At 45.5% G+C, this 17,447-nt stretch carries 15 protein-coding genes; 5 read left to right on the forward strand and 10 right to left on the reverse strand.

The window, feature by feature from the left end; all coding sequences use genetic code 11:
- The 5 genes from ACTIE6_RS26150 to ACTIE6_RS26170 form a co-directional block, all read right to left on the reverse strand.
- On the reverse strand, positions 1–328 hold a 328-nt coding region (locus ACTIE6_RS26150; RefSeq protein WP_439559431.1), incomplete at its 3' end, for a DegT/DnrJ/EryC1/StrS family aminotransferase.
- Positions 321–1,580, reverse strand: coding sequence for an ABC transporter ATP-binding protein (locus ACTIE6_RS26155; RefSeq protein WP_439559432.1), 1,260 nt, complete (start codon positions 1,578–1,580; stop codon positions 321–323). The genes ACTIE6_RS26150 and ACTIE6_RS26155, both read right to left, overlap by 8 nt.
- Positions 1,581–1,595: 15 nt before the next feature.
- Entirely contained in the window at positions 1,596–2,429 is an 834-nt protein-coding gene (locus ACTIE6_RS26160; protein WP_439559433.1) for an ABC transporter permease, read from the reverse strand.
- 3 nt (positions 2,430–2,432) lie between these two features.
- Complete coding sequence (locus tag ACTIE6_RS26165) at positions 2,433–3,527, reverse strand: hypothetical protein (RefSeq protein ID WP_439559434.1); 1,095 nt, start codon at positions 3,525–3,527, stop codon at positions 2,433–2,435.
- On the reverse strand, positions 3,527–6,052 hold the full coding sequence (locus tag ACTIE6_RS26170) for an SLBB domain-containing protein (protein WP_439559435.1): 2,526 nt from the start codon (positions 6,050–6,052) through the stop codon (positions 3,527–3,529). The genes ACTIE6_RS26165 and ACTIE6_RS26170 overlap by 1 nt, the downstream gene beginning before the upstream one ends.
- Before the next feature lie 268 nt (positions 6,053–6,320).
- Here ACTIE6_RS26170 and ACTIE6_RS26175 point away from each other — a divergent pair, with 268 nt between their 5' ends.
- Positions 6,321–8,192, forward strand: coding sequence for a DNA topoisomerase IV subunit B (locus tag ACTIE6_RS26175; protein ID WP_439559436.1), 1,872 nt, complete (start codon positions 6,321–6,323; stop codon positions 8,190–8,192).
- 35 nt (positions 8,193–8,227) lie between these two features.
- Positions 8,228–9,301 carry a prephenate dehydratase gene (gene pheA, locus ACTIE6_RS26180; RefSeq protein ID WP_439559437.1) on the forward strand — a complete coding sequence of 358 codons (1,074 nt, stop codon included), beginning with the start codon at positions 8,228–8,230 and terminating at the stop codon, positions 9,299–9,301.
- Here the strand turns inward: pheA and ACTIE6_RS26185 are convergent, their stop codons facing one another.
- The 3 genes from ACTIE6_RS26185 to ACTIE6_RS26195 are packed head-to-tail and all read right to left on the reverse strand — an operon-like array spanning position 9,302 to position 12,751.
- Positions 9,302–11,443 (reverse strand): hypothetical protein, encoded by a 2,142-nt coding sequence (locus ACTIE6_RS26185; protein ID WP_439559438.1) that lies wholly within the window; start codon positions 11,441–11,443, stop codon positions 9,302–9,304.
- 31 nt (positions 11,444–11,474) lie between these two features.
- Positions 11,475–12,134, reverse strand: coding sequence for a hypothetical protein (locus ACTIE6_RS26190; RefSeq protein ID WP_439559439.1), 660 nt, complete (start codon positions 12,132–12,134; stop codon positions 11,475–11,477).
- A gap of 2 nt (positions 12,135–12,136) precedes the next feature.
- On the reverse strand, positions 12,137–12,751 hold the full coding sequence (locus tag ACTIE6_RS26195) for a DUF4136 domain-containing protein (protein ID WP_439559440.1): 615 nt from the start codon (positions 12,749–12,751) through the stop codon (positions 12,137–12,139).
- A gap of 335 nt (positions 12,752–13,086) precedes the next feature.
- Between ACTIE6_RS26195 and ACTIE6_RS26200 the strand changes: the two genes are divergently transcribed.
- From ACTIE6_RS26200 to ACTIE6_RS26210, 3 genes are all read left to right on the forward strand, one after another.
- Complete coding sequence (locus tag ACTIE6_RS26200; protein WP_439559441.1) at positions 13,087–13,647, forward strand: DinB family protein; 561 nt, start codon at positions 13,087–13,089, stop codon at positions 13,645–13,647.
- A gap of 208 nt (positions 13,648–13,855) precedes the next feature.
- Positions 13,856–14,533 (forward strand): response regulator, encoded by a 678-nt coding sequence (locus tag ACTIE6_RS26205; protein WP_056285679.1) that lies wholly within the window; start codon positions 13,856–13,858, stop codon positions 14,531–14,533.
- Entirely contained in the window at positions 14,530–15,900 is a 1,371-nt protein-coding gene (locus ACTIE6_RS26210) for an ATP-binding protein (RefSeq protein ID WP_439559442.1), read from the forward strand. The genes ACTIE6_RS26205 and ACTIE6_RS26210 overlap by 4 nt, the downstream gene beginning before the upstream one ends.
- A gap of 185 nt (positions 15,901–16,085) precedes the next feature.
- Here ACTIE6_RS26210 and ACTIE6_RS26215 read toward each other — a convergent pair whose 3' ends face one another.
- Together ACTIE6_RS26215 and ACTIE6_RS26220 are read right to left on the reverse strand one after the other, a co-directional pair.
- Complete coding sequence (locus tag ACTIE6_RS26215; protein WP_439559443.1) at positions 16,086–17,162, reverse strand: mechanosensitive ion channel family protein; 1,077 nt, start codon at positions 17,160–17,162, stop codon at positions 16,086–16,088.
- Positions 17,163–17,170: 8 nt separating this feature from the next.
- Positions 17,171–17,447, reverse strand: a 277-nt coding sequence (locus tag ACTIE6_RS26220; protein WP_439559444.1) for an N-acetylmuramoyl-L-alanine amidase-like domain-containing protein, incomplete at its 5' end; no start/stop codon positions are given.

Below are 17,447 nucleotides of genomic sequence, written 5' to 3' on the forward strand. Positions count from 1 at the left end.
ACGGATCTATGTTAAAGGTTTGTGCATCGATATCGACAAATACCGGCGTGCAGTTTTCCCACAAAATAGCATTGGAAGTAGCGCAGTAGGAGAAAGGTGTGGTGATAATCTCACCTTTCAGTTCAAGCGCCTTAATCGCGATCTGAAGAACGATGGTTCCGTTGCCGCAAAAATATAGGTGATCAACGCCCAGATACCTCTTTAATTCTTTTTCAAGCGTTTGAAGTTTCGGGCCGTTATTGGTAATGTAACCACTTTCCCAGATTTCCCTGACGTGCTTAATATACTCTTCCTGGTCGGGCAGGAAAGTTTTAGTGACGTTAATCATTCACTACGTGTTCAGTTTGGCGAATGGAAAAATTAAGTTGAGGGCGAATATAACCGGGCCATTTGCCATACCAGGTAACATTTTCACGATAGTCCTCGATATCAAATACCAGTGCCTCTTCCATGTTGTAAAGCACGGTACTGGTATCTTTTACAATCATCATTGAAACAACATAAGAACCGTCATTCAGGAAGTTGCCAGGCAACTCGCAAGTTGCACTTACGATCCCCTTCGCAAAACTTTCGGACTGTGTTCCTACATTAAAAATGCATTCACCGGTGAAAGTATATAAATGCATGCTGAGGTTCAGGTTTGCGCCTTCCTCCATATTCCAGAATTCAAACTGGAAATTGATAGGGGTACGAACATCAATATGGGTCAGATCGTCCTGATATTCGGGGAAGAGCTTGAAGCTTTTTACACGAACCTGATCATTTCCGGGTGCACTTTCAATATTATCCCAATGCTTTTCAAGGCTCTTGTGCGAAACTTTACTCAGGTAGTTGGTTACAATATGGGTAGTTTCCCCCTGATCTATCAGGCGGCCTTTTTCGAAATAAAATGCTTTGTTGCAAAGTGCCTGTATTGCAGTCAGGTTGTGGCTCACAAAAATGAGTGTCCGGCCACTTTCCGAAACATCACGCATTTTGCCCAGACATTTTTTCTGAAATTCCGTATCACCTACTGCCAATACTTCGTCTACAATCAGGATCTCGGGATTAAGGTGGGCGGCAATTGCAAATCCCAGCCTCACGTACATTCCGGAAGAATATCTTTTTACCGGCGTATCAAGAAATTTTTCAACACCTGCGAAATCAACAATCGCGTCGAAAGACTCTCTGATTTCACTTTTGTTCATTCCCAGAATAGCGCCGTTCAGAAAGATGTTTTCGCGGCCGGTCAGTTCAGGGTGAAATCCCGTACCTACTTCCAGCAAGCTGGCAATGCGACCTTCAATCTTGATTTGTCCTGTACTAGGCTCGGTAATTCGGCTGAGAATTTTGAGCAGGGTAGATTTACCCGCGCCGTTGTGTCCGACAATACCAATCCGGTCGCCCTGATCGATACTGAAGTTGATATCTTTTAATGCCCAGAATTCTTCTTTTTCAGAAAAACCATCCTGTGCTTTCTTTTTTGGAAATAGTTTCTCAACCGTATCCGTAACAACATCACGCAGGCTTGAAGACCCACTTTTGCGTTGGTGGTCGATGATATATTTCTTACTGATGTTTTCAGCTACAATTACAGGCATGCCCAGGTGTAATTTTCAGATGTGATCCACAAACGTGTTCTCTTTTCTTCGAAAATAGATCAAAGATAATACGAGAATCAAAAAGGAAATGATCACCGTTGAGTATAAACTTTGTGGATTGAAATACGATTTTTCTCCCAGTAAACACCAGCGAAAACCACCGATAATGCCCACCAGGGGATTTAGATTATAATACTTTTCAAACCAGGTATCCTTGACAAGTGAGCTTGGGTAAGCTACCGGCAATATGTACATCCCCACTTGAATCAGGAACGGGATCAACTGACCGATGTCACGGAAGCGCACATTGAGCACCGCGAAAAACAGACCGAAGCCCATTGATGTAATAAATGTAAGTATAATGAAGAAAGGAATATATATGATCTGCCAGCTTATCGTATAATCAAAGAATGGAGTAAGTACGATGAAAATGCCTAACGCGATCAGAAAGTCTACAAATCCTACTGCAATGGAGCTGAGCGGCATCAGCAGCCTCGGGAAATATACCTTTGATACGAGGTTTGAATTAAGCAGGATACTATTGCTGATCTGCTGAAATGTATTTGAGAAGAAAGTCCAGATTGTAAGTCCGCTCAAAACCATTAACGGATAAGGTATACCTGGATCGCTGTCGATTTTAGCAACATAGCTGAACACAAAAACCATAACGGTCATTGTCATAAAAGGACGAAGTACGCTCCACGCTACGCCAAGCAGTGTTTGCTTGTAACGGACAGAGATATCTCGCTTAGACAAGATCCACAAAAGCTGTCTGTGCATCCAGAGATCTTTCCAATAGTCCTTTTCAGAACCGCCTGCTTTGATTGTAATTGTGTGTTGCGCCGCCATTTTTTACGCTCTCTCTACTTTAACCGTGGTAGCAGGAGTACTGAATACTGTTCTTAAATAGGTAAATATCAATGCGATCAGTAAGCCCGACAATGCGCCGATCTTAGCATTCCGCTTGTCTTCTGCTTTCATATCCAAAGGCACCTTGATACCTTCGATTTCTGTAAATAAAGGCGCCTCCCGAACAAGTGACATCTGCATTTTCTCTGCATTTGCCATTGCTTCGTAATAAAGCTGCTGCAGGAATGTTGATTTGCGCTCCATGCTATTGGTAGAAACTTTCGCCTCTGGTAGCATAATCTGCGTGCTGTAATCCATTTGCTTCGCCAGTTTGTGCTCAGCAATTCCGAGTACCCTGGCCAGGGAGTCGGCGCGGTGTTGAAGCAGGCGAAGTGTTTTTCTTGTTTTCTGCGTCTGGTTCTCGGTATACATTTCTTCTACCGTTTTCAGGAGCGTAGTTACCCAAAGCCCTGCCAGTGCTTCATTCTCCATCTGCGTCGATAATGCGATGAAAGATGATTTTCTGTCAAGCGAAGCTATCTCTGTGGCCTCTGCCGCTTTCTTAACAATTTCGTTTAATACAATCCTTGAATTCCTGTCTAGCTTTTTCAGGTCGTTTGTCTGAAAATGGAAGTTCTGCAAGTCAGGTCTTTCTTCCCAATCCGAAGTTTTGATGCCGCTGGAATCGATAAAGAAGTTGGCAAAAATCTCCTTTTGACCATGAATGTCCACTTCCTTCATCAGGTTCCTTTCCAGTACCGGACGAGATTTAACAAAATAGAAGAAGTTCTCACCGGTAAAGATGTTCGCGTCAGGAGTTGTTCCAAGTCCGAGTAACCCGGCCATATCGCCCAGCCCCGAAGCCTGGCTTCCTCCACCTAAGTTGAAAACAACATTTGCTTCATACTTGGGCGCCTTCTTAATGTAAGTGTCCATAGCATACCCGATCCCGAAGCCGATAATGGGCAGAAGCAGGATCATTTGCCAGTTACGAAGGATCGCATCCTTCACAACGATCACCTTTGCGACAACTTCCTTTGGAGATAGTTCATCGTCAGGAATTTGTTGCCTTTGAGGGGGTGTGAGTGTTTCAGCCATTATCTAATTGAGCGAAAAGCCAATACTGTTACTATTAATCCCATTACTGAACTTAGCAAGCCTGTGGCGGTAGATATTGCTTGTTGCGTGTTCAGCTGAGGCGCTGCACGAACGGGTACAAAAATCTCCGATCCCGGTTCAACCTTCGGATAAACGTTGAAGAAAAGGAATCTTCTTGTACGGTCAATATTTCCATTCGGGTATTTAATGTACGAGCTTTTCCGCAACGATTGAACCGTAAAGCCGCCCGATTGTGAAATATAGTCCGTAAATGACATTCCCTTGCCGTATTTCACGGTAGTAGGATAAAGTACGGATCCAGCCACCTGAACAGTTTCCAGGCGTTTTGGTATGCGGATGATGTCGCCTTCCTGTACGATCAGATCTTCAAATGATCCCGGATTTTTCAAAATGTTCTTTAAAACAATCCCTATTTTTTCCTCTTTTACATTAGGCTGATCTCCCAGTATCGTGCCTTTTTTAATGCTCTGCTCGGTAATCGCGGCCTGGTCAAAGTCGGTAGGCTGTTCAAGGTCACGGACGATCGTGCGGCGAAGCAATGTGGCTCCTTCGGGATAAGCCAGTTCGGTTAACCCGCCTGCCCGCTTGATGATGTCACTGATCTTGTCATTTTTATTAATGATCGTATACGGACCTGTTACAAGCACTTCTCCTTCTACAAAAACAGTTTGCTGCTCTACATAGTTAGGAGATTTACGAACAATAACCTGGTCAAATGGCAGCAGTCTGAAATTTGTTGCTTTGCTGTTGAGTGACAAATCGCGGTTCAGGTCAAATTTGAAGACTTCTGAAATCTGCGCATTTGCAGTTCCCGCCACTCCGTTACGTTTACGTCTTACCACTTCAACTTCCGTCGTGTAAGCCGATTCTTTAAGGCCGCCTGCCTGTACTAATGCATCTTCCAGTGTCATTTCCGATGTATAAGGGAATTTACCCTCATTCACACCGACTTTGGTATTATTAACTTCACCTTCCACACTCACATAAGCCGATTCCGCCATATCAAATTTTGACGGCACAATTACCTGGTCAAGCCGGGTAAGGATCAGGTCGGGAACTACGTTGTTGATCAGATCAGTGTAGTTCATGGAAATGTTTTGCAAGGTAAGGTCGTCCCTGGTCCGCAGGATGCTGATCCGGCCGATGAATGCATCTTCCCGCAATCCCTGTGCATTTTCTATCAATACTTTCAAAGACGGGCTGTTGTCCAGCGAATACTCACCAGGACGCATCACCGCACCTTCAATGGTCACAATGTTTTCAAACCGGTCGAGTACAGTTCCAACAGAAATGGAGTCGCCGGTAACAACGTCAAAGTTCTCGTAGTTGCCTTCCGCTACATCCAGCAACTTTCTTTCTTTGGAGGTAATACGCTGGATTTTAAGTCTGGCGCGGTATGCTTTGTCCTGGAATCCGCCTGCATATTTAAGAACATCACCCAGCTTCTCTTCGGGTTTCAGTTCATATATACCCGGACGTTTCACCATACCGGTGATTTCTGCTCTTTTCAGGTAGTATCCTACTACAATATTATCATTGTCCTGAACGCGGATATCTCCTTCAATTTTACCATTTACAAGATAATCATAGATATCCATGTGAGATACCACTTTTCCGTTCCTCACAACGCGCACATCGCGGAAAGATCCAATTTCATTAGGTCCGCCTGCCTGGTACAGTGCATTGAATGCAGAAGAAAGAGACGATACTTCGTAAGTGCCTGGATTGATTACTTCTCCGGTCACAAACACCTTTACTGAACGAATATTGCCTAGCGTTACCATCAGTTTGGTTCGTGCAGTTTCTCCGCCTGATCCGAGCAGACCAGGCACAAACTTTGCAAATTTGTCAATCAGGATCTTTCTGATTTCCTCAATGGTACGCCCTGCTACCTGAACAGGTCCTACACGCGGGATCAGGATATTTCCATCCTTATTTACAACACCTTCGTAAGTGCTTTCTGCGTAGTTGTAGATGTAAATATTAAGCTCATCACCAGGACCAACGATGTAGTTTGTTGGTGTAGCAACCTGTAAATCAGGGATTGGATCCAGGTTTTTATTAGCAAAAATCGAGTACCCGTAGATTTTCTGGCGAAATGCTTCTTTTTCCTGTTCTGCGGGGGTCAGCTCAGTCGTAGTGGATGTGTTTACCTTGCTTTGATCGCTGCCTTGCTCGCCATTTTGTCCATTCTGGTTCTGTGCATTTTTCCCATTATCGTTGGACTGATTGGCGGCATTTTGCTGATTTCCGGTTTGCTGATTGCCACTTTGCGGATTAGCGGACTGTGGACTGTTCGAATTGCCGGTTGTACTACCCGGCGCGTTTCCTGTTGTGCCTCTTGGTCCGCTTTGCTGTGCGCCCCCCGGTGTTCCCTGGGAAGTAGGCGCAGTAGTTGTTGGAGCTGTGGGGGTTACCTGTGAGATCGCAGGCAGGGATATCAGAAAACTCAGAAAATAAAGAAATAACGATTTATAACTTTTAGTAAATCTGAATCTGTTCATATGAAGAATTATTGTACTATTGAAATGCTGAAAATCCATGAAACCTATCTTTTAGACTACTATTTTTGAGTTTGGAATCCGGGCCAGCTTCGTTTTTCGATGTGTATGTGCTAGCAAAGTAAATTAGATTTTTCCTATTTTTAAAGAAATTCTATTAATCGGCCTCACCTTATCTGCGCAAAGTTATAACAGCGTAACGACAAAAAACTGAAATTATTAAAATACAATATTCAAAATCGGAAATAAGACTAAAAGAATAATTATAAAAATGGAAAGTGCAAACGTTCAATACGACGAGGATAGTATCAGGTCCCTGGACTGGAAGGAACACATACGACTTCGGCCGGGAATGTATATTGGGAAACTGGGGGATGGATCGTCAGTGGACGACGGTATATATGTGCTTGTGAAGGAAATCGTCGATAACTCGATCGACGAGCACATGATGGGAAATGGAAAGACTATTGAGATTAAAATCTCAGAGCACAGGGTTGAAGTAAGAGATTACGGCAGGGGTATTCCGCTGGGTAAGGTGGTGGATTGTGTATCTAAAATTAACACCGGCGGAAAGTATGATTCCGGCGCTTTTCAGAAATCTGTGGGATTGAATGGGGTGGGTACAAAGGCGGTGAATGCACTTTCACAATACTTTAAAGTACAGTCATTTCGCGATGGCAGGACTAAAATGGCTGAATTTGAGCAGGGCGCATTGCTGAAAGAATCTGCCGAAGAGTCTTCCAGCCAGCGTAACGGAACGCACACGTTGTTCGAGCCGGACGGGACTATTTTTAAGAATTTCAAATATATCCCGCAATACCTGGATAGTATGATCTGGAATTATTGCTATCTCAATGCAGGTCTTACTATCAATTTCAATGGTCAGAAATACATCTCGCAAAATGGTCTGATGGACCTGCTGCAAAGCAAAACCGACGCTGAATCGATACGATATCCGATTATTCATTTGAAAGGAGAGGATATCGAGTTTGCAATGACGCACGGTAACCAGTACGGAGAAGAATATTATTCTTTCGTGAACGGACAGTACACAACGCAGGGTGGTACGCACCTGGTCGCATTCCGGGAAGCTGTGGTGAGAGCAGTACGTGAGCATTTCGGGAAAGACTATGCACCGGAAGATATCCGCTCCTCCATCAGTGCGGCGATCGCGATACGTGTGCAAGAGCCTGTGTTTGAATCTCAGACCAAAACAAAACTGGGATCCAATACCATCACGCCGGATCCGAACAGTACTACGGTGCGGACTTTCGTGAATGATTTTGTGAAAGAACGGCTGGACAATTACCTGCACATGAACCCGGAATCGCGGGATGCATTGAAAAAGCGCATTGAACAATCGGAGCGGGAGCGGAAGGAACTGGCGGGTATTAAAAAACTTGCAAACGACCGCGCCAAAAAGGCCAATTTGCACAACAAGAAACTCAGGGATTGCAGGCTGCATTTGACGGACCTTAAAAATGACCTCCGCTACGAAACAACGTTGTTTATCACAGAAGGCGACTCGGCGAGCGGCTCCATTACAAAGTCAAGAAATATTCAGACCCAGGCGGTGTTTAGTTTGAGGGGGAAACCATTAAACTGTTTTGGCCTCACCAAGAAGATCGTGTACGAAAATGAGGAATTCAACTTGCTTCAACACGCGCTGGATATTGAGAATGGAGTTGAAAATCTTCGTTTTAACCGCATTATCATTGCCACCGACGCCGATGTAGACGGAATGCATATCCGTCTGCTATTGATGACATTCTTCCTGCAGTTCTTCCCGGACCTGGTACGTAACGGACATGTTTTTGTTTTGGAAACCCCACTTTTCAGGGTGCGTAACAAGAAGGAAACTATCTATTGTTACAGTGACGAAGAAAAACAATACGCGATCCAAAAGCTGGGCAGCAAGCCGGAAATTACCCGATTTAAAGGTCTGGGCGAGATATCCCCGGAAGAATTCGGAAAGTTTATCGGAGAAGATATGCGCATTGAGCCGGTTATCCTGCAAAAAGAAACCTCTATTCAAAAGCTGCTGGGCTATTTTATGGGCAAGAACACACCCGAAAGACAGCGCTTCATTATCGATAATCTGAAAATCGAGAAGAATATAGAGGAACTCGCGCTGGCCGGATAACAGATACCATTACCAATCATTTTACAATATCATCTGTGGAATTACAGGATTTAAGAAACAGGATTGACTCACTGGACGATCAGCTGCTGACCATTTTAAACGAGAGAATGGAGCTCGTTCAGAAAGTGGGTGAGCTGAAACGTTCGTCTCAATCCATTATTTACCGCCCCGAAAGAGAGAAACAGATTCTTGACAGGCTTGAAAAACGAAACACAGGACTACTGACGCGCCAGGCGATTGACGCCATATTTTTCGAGATTTTTGCAGTATCACGAAATCTGGAACTGCCGGAAAGAGTCTCTTATCTCGGACCGGAAGGCAGCTTCACGCATCAGGCAGCCGAGAGCCGTTTTGGCGGAATGAGCGAATACATGGTTTTGCCTACGATCCATTCTGTTTTTGAAAGTGTGGAAACCGGCCGGGCCAAATTTGGCGTAGTGCCCATTGAAAATAACCAGGAAGGGATTGTTATTGAGACGGTTGACTTTTTGCGTGAAAAAAACCTGTCCATTGTCGCCGAGGTGCTATTGGAAGTACATTTCACTTTTGCCTCTCAGTCTGACAGCCTGAAAGATATCAGGCGAATTTATTCCAAAGACATTGCATTCCGGCAATGCGGCAAATTTATAAACGAGTACCTCGACGGTTTGAATGTAGAGCTGATCCCGGTGGAATCAACTTCAAAAGCTGCGAAAATGGCAGCAGAAGAACCGGACGCGGCAGCAATTTGCTCCTCGATCTCGGCGAGGCTTTTCGGGGTACCTACGCTTTTTGATAATATTGAAGACAGTGACCAGAATAGAACCCGGTTCCTGATTCTTGCAAAAGATTTTGTAAACATCAAAAGCGACGATGACAAAACCACCATCATCGCCAATTTGCCCAACACAAACAGGCCGGGCGTACTTTATGAGTTCCTGAAAGATTTTAATGATCGCGGGATCAACCTTACCAAGATTGACAGCCGGCCGCTGAGAGGCGAAGCAGCATTCAGAACCTGGTTCCTGGTCGAATTCCTTGGACATATGCAAGACCCGCCGGTGCAGGAGATCATGCACAAATACGGTACGCATTTGAAATGGCTAGGCAGCTATATCAAAGTATCCTGATTATTTCAAAGTCCCCCGGTAAAGCGAGGGCCAGTTACCATATAGCTCGATGGACGTTTCAGTTCCATCGGGCAGGCGTACCTGCACTACCTTGTTCGCATTAGGTGACTGGAAGCAGTCGACTGCGAGTACGGCGATTTGCTTACCATTTACCACAGAGGTGATAAAAGGCTCCTTATTTTCAATGGCGAGCAGCGCCTGTTCCTTCTTAGGTTGTTTCCAGCCGCCATTTGACTTAAATGCAAGATCTTTGACAATCCCACCCGTAATCACATCTTCCACCTGTTTGGCCATCCAGTTGCCCAGCATATAGTATTCAGTAGGGAAGTCCCAGAACATCGGTGCGCCGCTGGTCATGTTTTTACCTACTTCACTCTCAGGCGTTTTTCCATCTGCTGCATGCCATTCATATCCCCAGCCCCAGCTGTCTTTGCCTAATTTATATGCATTCGGATCGTTGCCTACCGGCGCACTGTCCTGCCACAGGTAATAACCGTCAAACAACACCAGCGAGAAGAGCGACAAGCTCAGTGCCTGGCTGGCAGGCATTAATTCCAGCTGGTTCATGATCAGCTCGCCTTTTGGGTTGGTAAGCTGGTAGTTCCAGGGGTTAATGGGATCTTTGTATAAAGGCTGGTACTTATTCCAGCCGTAAAAAATAAATTTGTTGTTTTTCTGATAGGGTATCTGCTTGTTAATGCGCTGCGAGTGCGTGGCAGATAACAATACGAAATTATTGGGCGAGTTACCCTTCTCGTCCATCGGGAACATTGATTTCGAATAAACGTCAATGGGAACCGTGTTGAATACAGTTCGCAGGCTTTCTCCGCTTGGCATTACGTCGAAATTGGTATTATTCGATTTTGGCTCCTGGTAATCTTTGTAAAAGTCTGCCGGCTTAGCGCCGCCTACTGTATTGATGTGCGGATTGGTGTAAGCGCCGCCGCCCCAATAATCCATCAGGTACATTTGAGGATGATTTTTCTTGATCACATTTGCAAACCAAAACAGGCGCTGTTTCACCTCGGGAGAATACTTCTGGTTCCAGAACTCAAAGTCAAATGCATAAACACCGAAGCCCGGAACTCCTGCCCGTGATTCTACTTCCTGTTTACTGAGTTGCGAAAACCATTTATCATCCTGATCGGCGAAGTAGTTGGGCGTAGCTGTGTAATGCAGCTTGCTAGGCGGGTACTCTTTTTCAGTATTAAAAAGATAACCAATCCCGCGTTTGTAATAGTTTTCCGCCGGAACAAAGTCATTTACCCTGAATTGTGCGACAATCTTGTTTTTAACAGGTTCAAATTCAGGGAATTTTGTATCAAAAGTAACATTCAATCCGCGTGGAGGAGCAAACCAGTCCGGAATATTGATCCTGGTCAATGACGACTTAGTCTGTTCTGAGACTTTGCCCGAAATCCAGATATTCTGCTGGCGCAATGTGCGGTTTTTCAGTTCATTCCACCAATCATTATAAGGTGCGTCGATCCAGCGGGCAGTAATGGAATAAAGGTATCCCGGCCTTACTTCGATCCCGTTTTCCAGTCCATTCACACCAATTCCGTCGATCATAATCACCTTAGTCCGGCCGTCCTGGTAATTGGCAAAATCTTTGAGAAAGAGCTTTCCATCTTTTAACACCGGCCGCACGTCGAGCCAGTTATCCTTGCTTCCGTGCCGGATCCATTGAGAAATATCCGGGATTTCATTTTTGATTGCTTCGTCGAATTTGAAAGAAGCAGTGGTCTCACATCCGGGTTGTCCAAGGCTGATCACTTTAATGTTTGCTTCACCTGCATTCAGATCAACCTGGGGGAGGGTAAGCCACGTACCATATCGGTGAGGCACGTCTGCAAATCGCTGAACCTTGCCCGATTGGGTCAGTTCTACATGATAGGGAGCAAGCCCGCCGACATTTGCCGCGAGCTCAAACTGCATTTCAGAGCCGATCTGTCGGTATCTGCGTACCACGAGATCGCAGGCAGTCGAAGAGGAATCTATTGTAGTTGCAACCGGAAAATCCCTGGTACTCTCCGGGTAATGGCGGTTATTGGAAGGCCCAAAGCGGTTCCAGGCCCATAGCCCGGAACCAGCCAGAAAAATGAATATTCCCGAGGCCCAAAGAAAAAATGATTTTGACAAAACTTTGTTTTTACGTACCACAATCTGATGATTACCACCAACGATAGAAAATGCCTATCGAACCATTTACTGACGACACTCCTTTTTCAATATAGTCATGTTTGTAAGCTGTGCCGTCGTATTTAACCCGCACATCCATACCCACCGATCCGTCTTGCTTGAAAAGGAATTTAGAGCCGAGCCCAACACCATACTTGGGTGCTATTTTCTGGTGTTGCGACGACAAGCTGCCGTAATAAAGCACATTGTCAAGAATACTAACACCGCCGCTCACCTGAACGTAAGGCTGGATACGCGATGTTTTTCCCAGGAAATGGTAGTTACCAAACAGCTCTACCGGGTATTGCGACAAAGTGCGCGTTTGCACTGCTGAAATCGTCTCGTTTCCACTCTGATACAAAGCCCGCGGCAATCGCTTCTGGAAATAGGTAGATCCGATCTCGCCGCCAATTGATATAGGTGAATTTCTTAAAACCCATTCAATGGAAATGGATGCATTCTGAAACGAAGCTTTGTCAATGTACGAGTCGGCGAACGAACCCAGGGGCATTGCTCCTGCAAACCGGAGTGTTGCCAAATAGTGCGTGTACCGTTCAAAAGGCGAAGGCAATGTATAAAGTTTGGGCGCATCCTGCGCAAAAGCAGGCACTAAACCGCCCAAAAGAAAGGCTGCTATGATTAATTTTTTCATTTTCAGTTAATCTTTAAATATCCTGACTGGCCAAAAATCGAATCCACCATGGTGTCGACAAACTGCCTTTCTCCAATCCCCGCGACCCTGATCTGAGCGTCCCAGATTACATTGAAAGTCTTATTGGCAGTGTTTGGATTTTTGAAATCCAGCATCGAAATCAGCCAGTAGTTTTCGGCTGTTTCATAATAGCTGTAATAGCTGGGGTATCCATAACCATATCCGTAGCCTCCACCCCAGTAGCCGCCGTAATAGGACGAGAGCGGTTGGGAAACTACATTCAGGTAAGTATTGGTAATCCAGCTTACATTGATACCCACATCCGGGTTGCTTTTCGGGCTGACGTATTTATAGCCAAGGCCCTGCATTTTGGTGATGATCCGGTTCAAAACATCCCTGTCCAGGTCAGTCAACGCTGTTTTCGGACGGTTATTTTCGACGACAAGCACGGAGTCAACAATGCTGAAAGTTTTATACTGCGTAAAATTGGCTGCCTGATCATGATTGGTAACATATACCAGAGACTCTTCAGTTGACAGGTCACTAATAGGGTCTTTTGAGCATGAAATCAATCCGAGGCCAGCTATCAGAAGGAATAACGAGGCTTTTTTTAACATTTTGGGTCTAACATTTAAATTTAATAATTAAACGAAATTTGAAATTGAACATTTTACTCAGGAGCGTTGCATATTCAACTTTTTGGCTTGTTCAGCCCTCTTTGGAGCAATGACCTGAATATTCAGAAATTGGTTGTAAAGAAGTTTATTTGCAGAAATAACGCATTAGCAACCGGCGGGCACAGAAATGTTGTTGTAAAAAAACGAATAATGAAACGGTGCAAAGGCAAGTCTTGCTGGATTAACAAAAATGGATCTTCGTAAATAAGGAGAAGGCATTATTTGCCATCTTTGGTTTCAAAAGAACCAGCAGCACCTTGCATTAAATAATAGATATGGAAACAAAAGAAGAGATTTTGAGGATCATAGATGTTCTTAATGATACCTATGAAAGTGAAGAAGCCTGGTACGGGCCATCGGTAGTGGAGGCTTTGCGGGATGTTACCCCGAAAATGGCGGAGGCAAGGTTGAGTACCAACACGCATTCGATTGCGGAGATCGTGTACCACATGACCACCTGGCGGATTTTCACCGTCCGCAAGTTGCAGGGTGATGCCGAATTTGATATTAAAACACAGGATAAAGACTGGAAGAAATTCCCGGTTGTGGACGATTTTGAATGGGAGGCGATCCAGATGGAGCTGAGCCTGTCACAGGAAGAGCTGATCTCAGAACTGGAAAAGATTGAAAGCGATAGCTTCCTGGAAGATTTTGTGCCGGGGCGGGATTACTCTTATTATACATTGATTCACGGGATCATACAGCACGATGTTTACCACGCCGGACAGATTGGGCTGATCAAAAAGGCAGTGAAAGGAATGCGTTTGGAAGAGGACGATGATTTTGGTGCGTACAACGACCGTTCAGACTTTGATCAGGGTGCAGATTACTATTGATACTTGCATAAAATTTTGTAAAAAGTAAAAGTTGCATCGCATTTGTTGTTTAAAATTTATATTTTGCATTATAATGGATTGTTCCAATCAAAATGTTGCGAACATCCAATGGTGTGGATATAGACAAAAAGGCTGTCCGATATTTCGGTCAGCCTTTTTTTAAGTAAAAATGTGTGCGACATTGGGGTTATAAATTTTTACCATTCCTATGAAAATTCTAGTCGTTGAAGATGAGCCGAAGCTGGCCGGTTTCCTGAAAAGGGGACTTGAAGAGCAATCCTGGGAAGTTGAGCTGGCTTATGATGGCCAGGTAGGCAAGAAAATGGCTTCCAATTACAGGTTCGATGTAATTATTCTCGACGTGAACCTCCCGCTCCTGAACGGATACGATCTAGCCAGGCAGCTGCGGAACGACGGGCTTTCCACCCCCATTCTTTTCCTGACCGCGCTGGGTACTATTGACGACAAACTCGATGGTTTTGAAGCTGGTGGCGACGATTATCTCGTAAAACCATTTGAATTCAGGGAGCTGATCGCCAGGGTGAAAGTGCTCGCGCACCGCAGTACCACGCGGGAACAATCCAGCCAGGTACTGACCATTGCCGACCTGGAACTGAACCTGGACGAAAAAGTTGCGCGCAGGTCGGGTAACCGCATTGATCTTACCGCCAAGGAATTCGCATTGCTGGAATACCTGATGCGCAACCGCGGCCGGGTAGTATCGCGGGTCGATATTGCCGAGCAGGTTTGGGATATCCGTTTTGATACAGGTACCAATGTAATTGACGTGTACATTAACTTTTTGAGAAAAAAAGTAGATAAGGATTATCCCAACAAGCTGATCCACACCGTAGTTGGAATGGGATATATTTTCAAGGAAGAATGAACATCAAGGCCCGCCTTACGCTCATGTTCACCATGCTGGTGGGCTCTATTATGGCGCTTTTCTGTGTGGCGATCTACTTTTTTTACGATCAGTACAGGGAGAAGCAGTTTTACTCATTTCTGAACGAGCGGGCGCAGACGATCGCCCAGCTGGTGGAGGCGAGTAACGGGATCAGCAAGGCGGATATTGAGAAAATTGAAAAGGAAAATAAGACCATTCTCCTGAACGAAGAAATCACCATTTACGATGGTGCCGACTCGGTGATCTACATGAGCGGGGCCGAAGATCTCAAAATATCCAAAGCTACCCTGGCCGATGCGCGTGGCGGAAAAGAAATCAAGACCAAATACCAGAATAAGGAAGTGATTGTGATCCGGCACATTTTGCAGGATCACCGCAAACCCTGGATCGTGGTGATCATTGCCGATGATACCCTCGGAATGAACCAGCTGAACAGGCTGCGCGAAATCCTCGTAATCGGCTGGCTGCTTTCGCTCATTTTGGTAGCAGTCGCTGGTTGGCAGTTTTCCAATGATGCGATCAAGCCCGTGGCCGACATTATTGCTCAGGTTAACAACATTTCAGCAGGTAACCTGCACGAGAAAGTAAAAGTGGGAAGGGAAAAAGATGAGCTGGCATTGCTTGCAGAAACCTTCAACCAGATGCTGACCAGACTGGAAATCGCATTTGTAGCTCAAAAGAACTTCGTTTCCCACGCCTCGCACGAACTGCGTACACCCCTCGCGCTGATCATGAGTGAAGCAGAGCTCGGTTTGATGAAAGAACGTTCACCGGGCGAATACCAGGATGCATTAAAGGGGATCTGGGCCGAAGCCAGGGAAATGAACGGGTTGGTCAATCGGCTCCTCGAACTCGCCCAGACAGACGAGAATGCATTTAAGGTTTCATTCAAGAAAATCAGGATAGACGAGGTACTCTGGCAGGCGAAAACTTCGGTGGAGCAAAAGAACCAGGGATATGTGGTGAAAGTAGCTTACGACAAAATCCCGGACGACGAAGAGGAGCTGAAAAGGTTCGGAGATGAAAGCCTGCTCCGCACTGCATTCGTCAACCTGATGGACAATGCATGTAAATATTCGGACGATAAAACGGTAAATGTCTCACTGGAAATCGTGAACAATTACATCCGCATTAACTTCAAAGACCAGGGAGTGGGGATAGCCGCTGCTGAGCTGCCTTACATTTTTGATACATTCTACCGCAGCGACGCCACAAGTAGCAAAGCGGGCTATGGGATTGGGCTGGCACTTACCAAGCGCATTATCAATATGCAGGGCGCAACAATCGATGTGGAATCTGCACCAGGCTCAGGGACAACGTTTATCGTGCGTTTCCCGCCTTTTTAATTGACTTTTAATTCCGTGTTAACACCACTTTAACCCTGGTTTAACTCCTTTGCATTGTAAGCAATGTGCCTGCTTTCGCGGGCCTTTAAACTGCCTTTACAATCAGAGAGAACTCCATTAAGTTAAATTGAGTTAGGTGAGTAGTAAACATCGACTGGCCTCCCGAAATTTCGGAGGCCAATTTTTTATAAACCCGTATCTGTGATGCGAACTTGCTTTTTTTGTTCCTCAATGCGTGTGGAAGGCAATGCTTCGGGATATTCCTGCACGATAAATTCAATCATTTTCTCGCGAACCAGGCAGCGCAGGTCAAAAGTTTCACCCGAGTTGCGGGCCGACATCAATGCGCGAACAACCATAAGCTGTCCCTGCGTATCGGTTACCTGCAAAGCCCATGATTTTCCATTCCAGAGCGGAGTGGTATCCAGTATTTCTTTCAGCTTTTCCCGGAGCCTGGGAATCGGTGCGTGGTAGTTGAGCTGGAAAAATGCAGTACCGATCAGCGCGCTTTCGTTTCTTGTCCAGTTTTGAAAAGGATTTTCGATGAAATAGGTAATCGGCAGGACGATTCTCCGCAAATACCAGATATTAACAACAACATAGGTCAGGTTAATCTCTTCAATCCGGCCCCATTCACCTTCCACAATCACCACATCATCAATTTTGATAGGTTGCGTAAATGCGATCTGAATGCCAGCCATTAAGTTGGCAAGTGACTTTTGCGCCGCAAAACCGATGATCACACTGACAATCCCCGCAGAAGTAAGGATACCTACTCCATATTGGCGCACGCTGTCAAAGCTGAGAAGGAGAATGGACACACCGATCGTCACCACGAGGATGATGACCATTCTTTTTACAAACTTGATCTTGGTAAACAGCCTGCGCGCCTGATTGTTGTCAGGTGTATTGAAGTCAAGCTGATCGACGAGGATCTTCTCTACGATGATTACAATGCGAACTACAAGCCAGGTGGTGACCGCGATAAGCACTATTTTGCAGAGGATGAACACCCAGGCGTAATCAGGATAGGCTATCGTGTAGGCGCGTGCAGCGATGGTGACAGCGACCATCGGCAAAAAGAAAAACAGCACATTCGTGAGGTTTTCGCGCACTGCACGTACTGCCCGCCATTGTTCCCGGGAAGCAGCGATCCTGATCAGATTAATCAGCAGCAAACTCATGACAAGACCGACGAGTGCTGCAATCGTGAGGATCAGCCAGGGGGCATTTCTGTAATTAAGTACTTCAAGAAAATCCATTCATTGTATCAGATATCGTTAAGCCGCGCGACGATCATTCCCGTGTGTTTGGGAACGGATGCTACATATTCAGCGAGCGGCACGTTTGACATTACCACCTTTTTCCCGCCAAGTGATGCGTGTATGAGGTAGGCGCGGCTGCCAACTTTGGTGATAATGCCCATGTGGTTCACATCCAAACCTTCAATAGAAGAGGTAAATGCCACGATATCGCCGTTGTGCAGCATCGGTTCTGCTTTTTGTATGCCGGCTTTGGGAATGTAGCTGTGTTCCCGCGTATTGATG

Origin of the sequence: Dyadobacter sp. (assembly GCF_051859145.1) — a bacterium.
Classification (GTDB): domain Bacteria; phylum Bacteroidota; class Bacteroidia; order Cytophagales; family Spirosomataceae; genus Dyadobacter.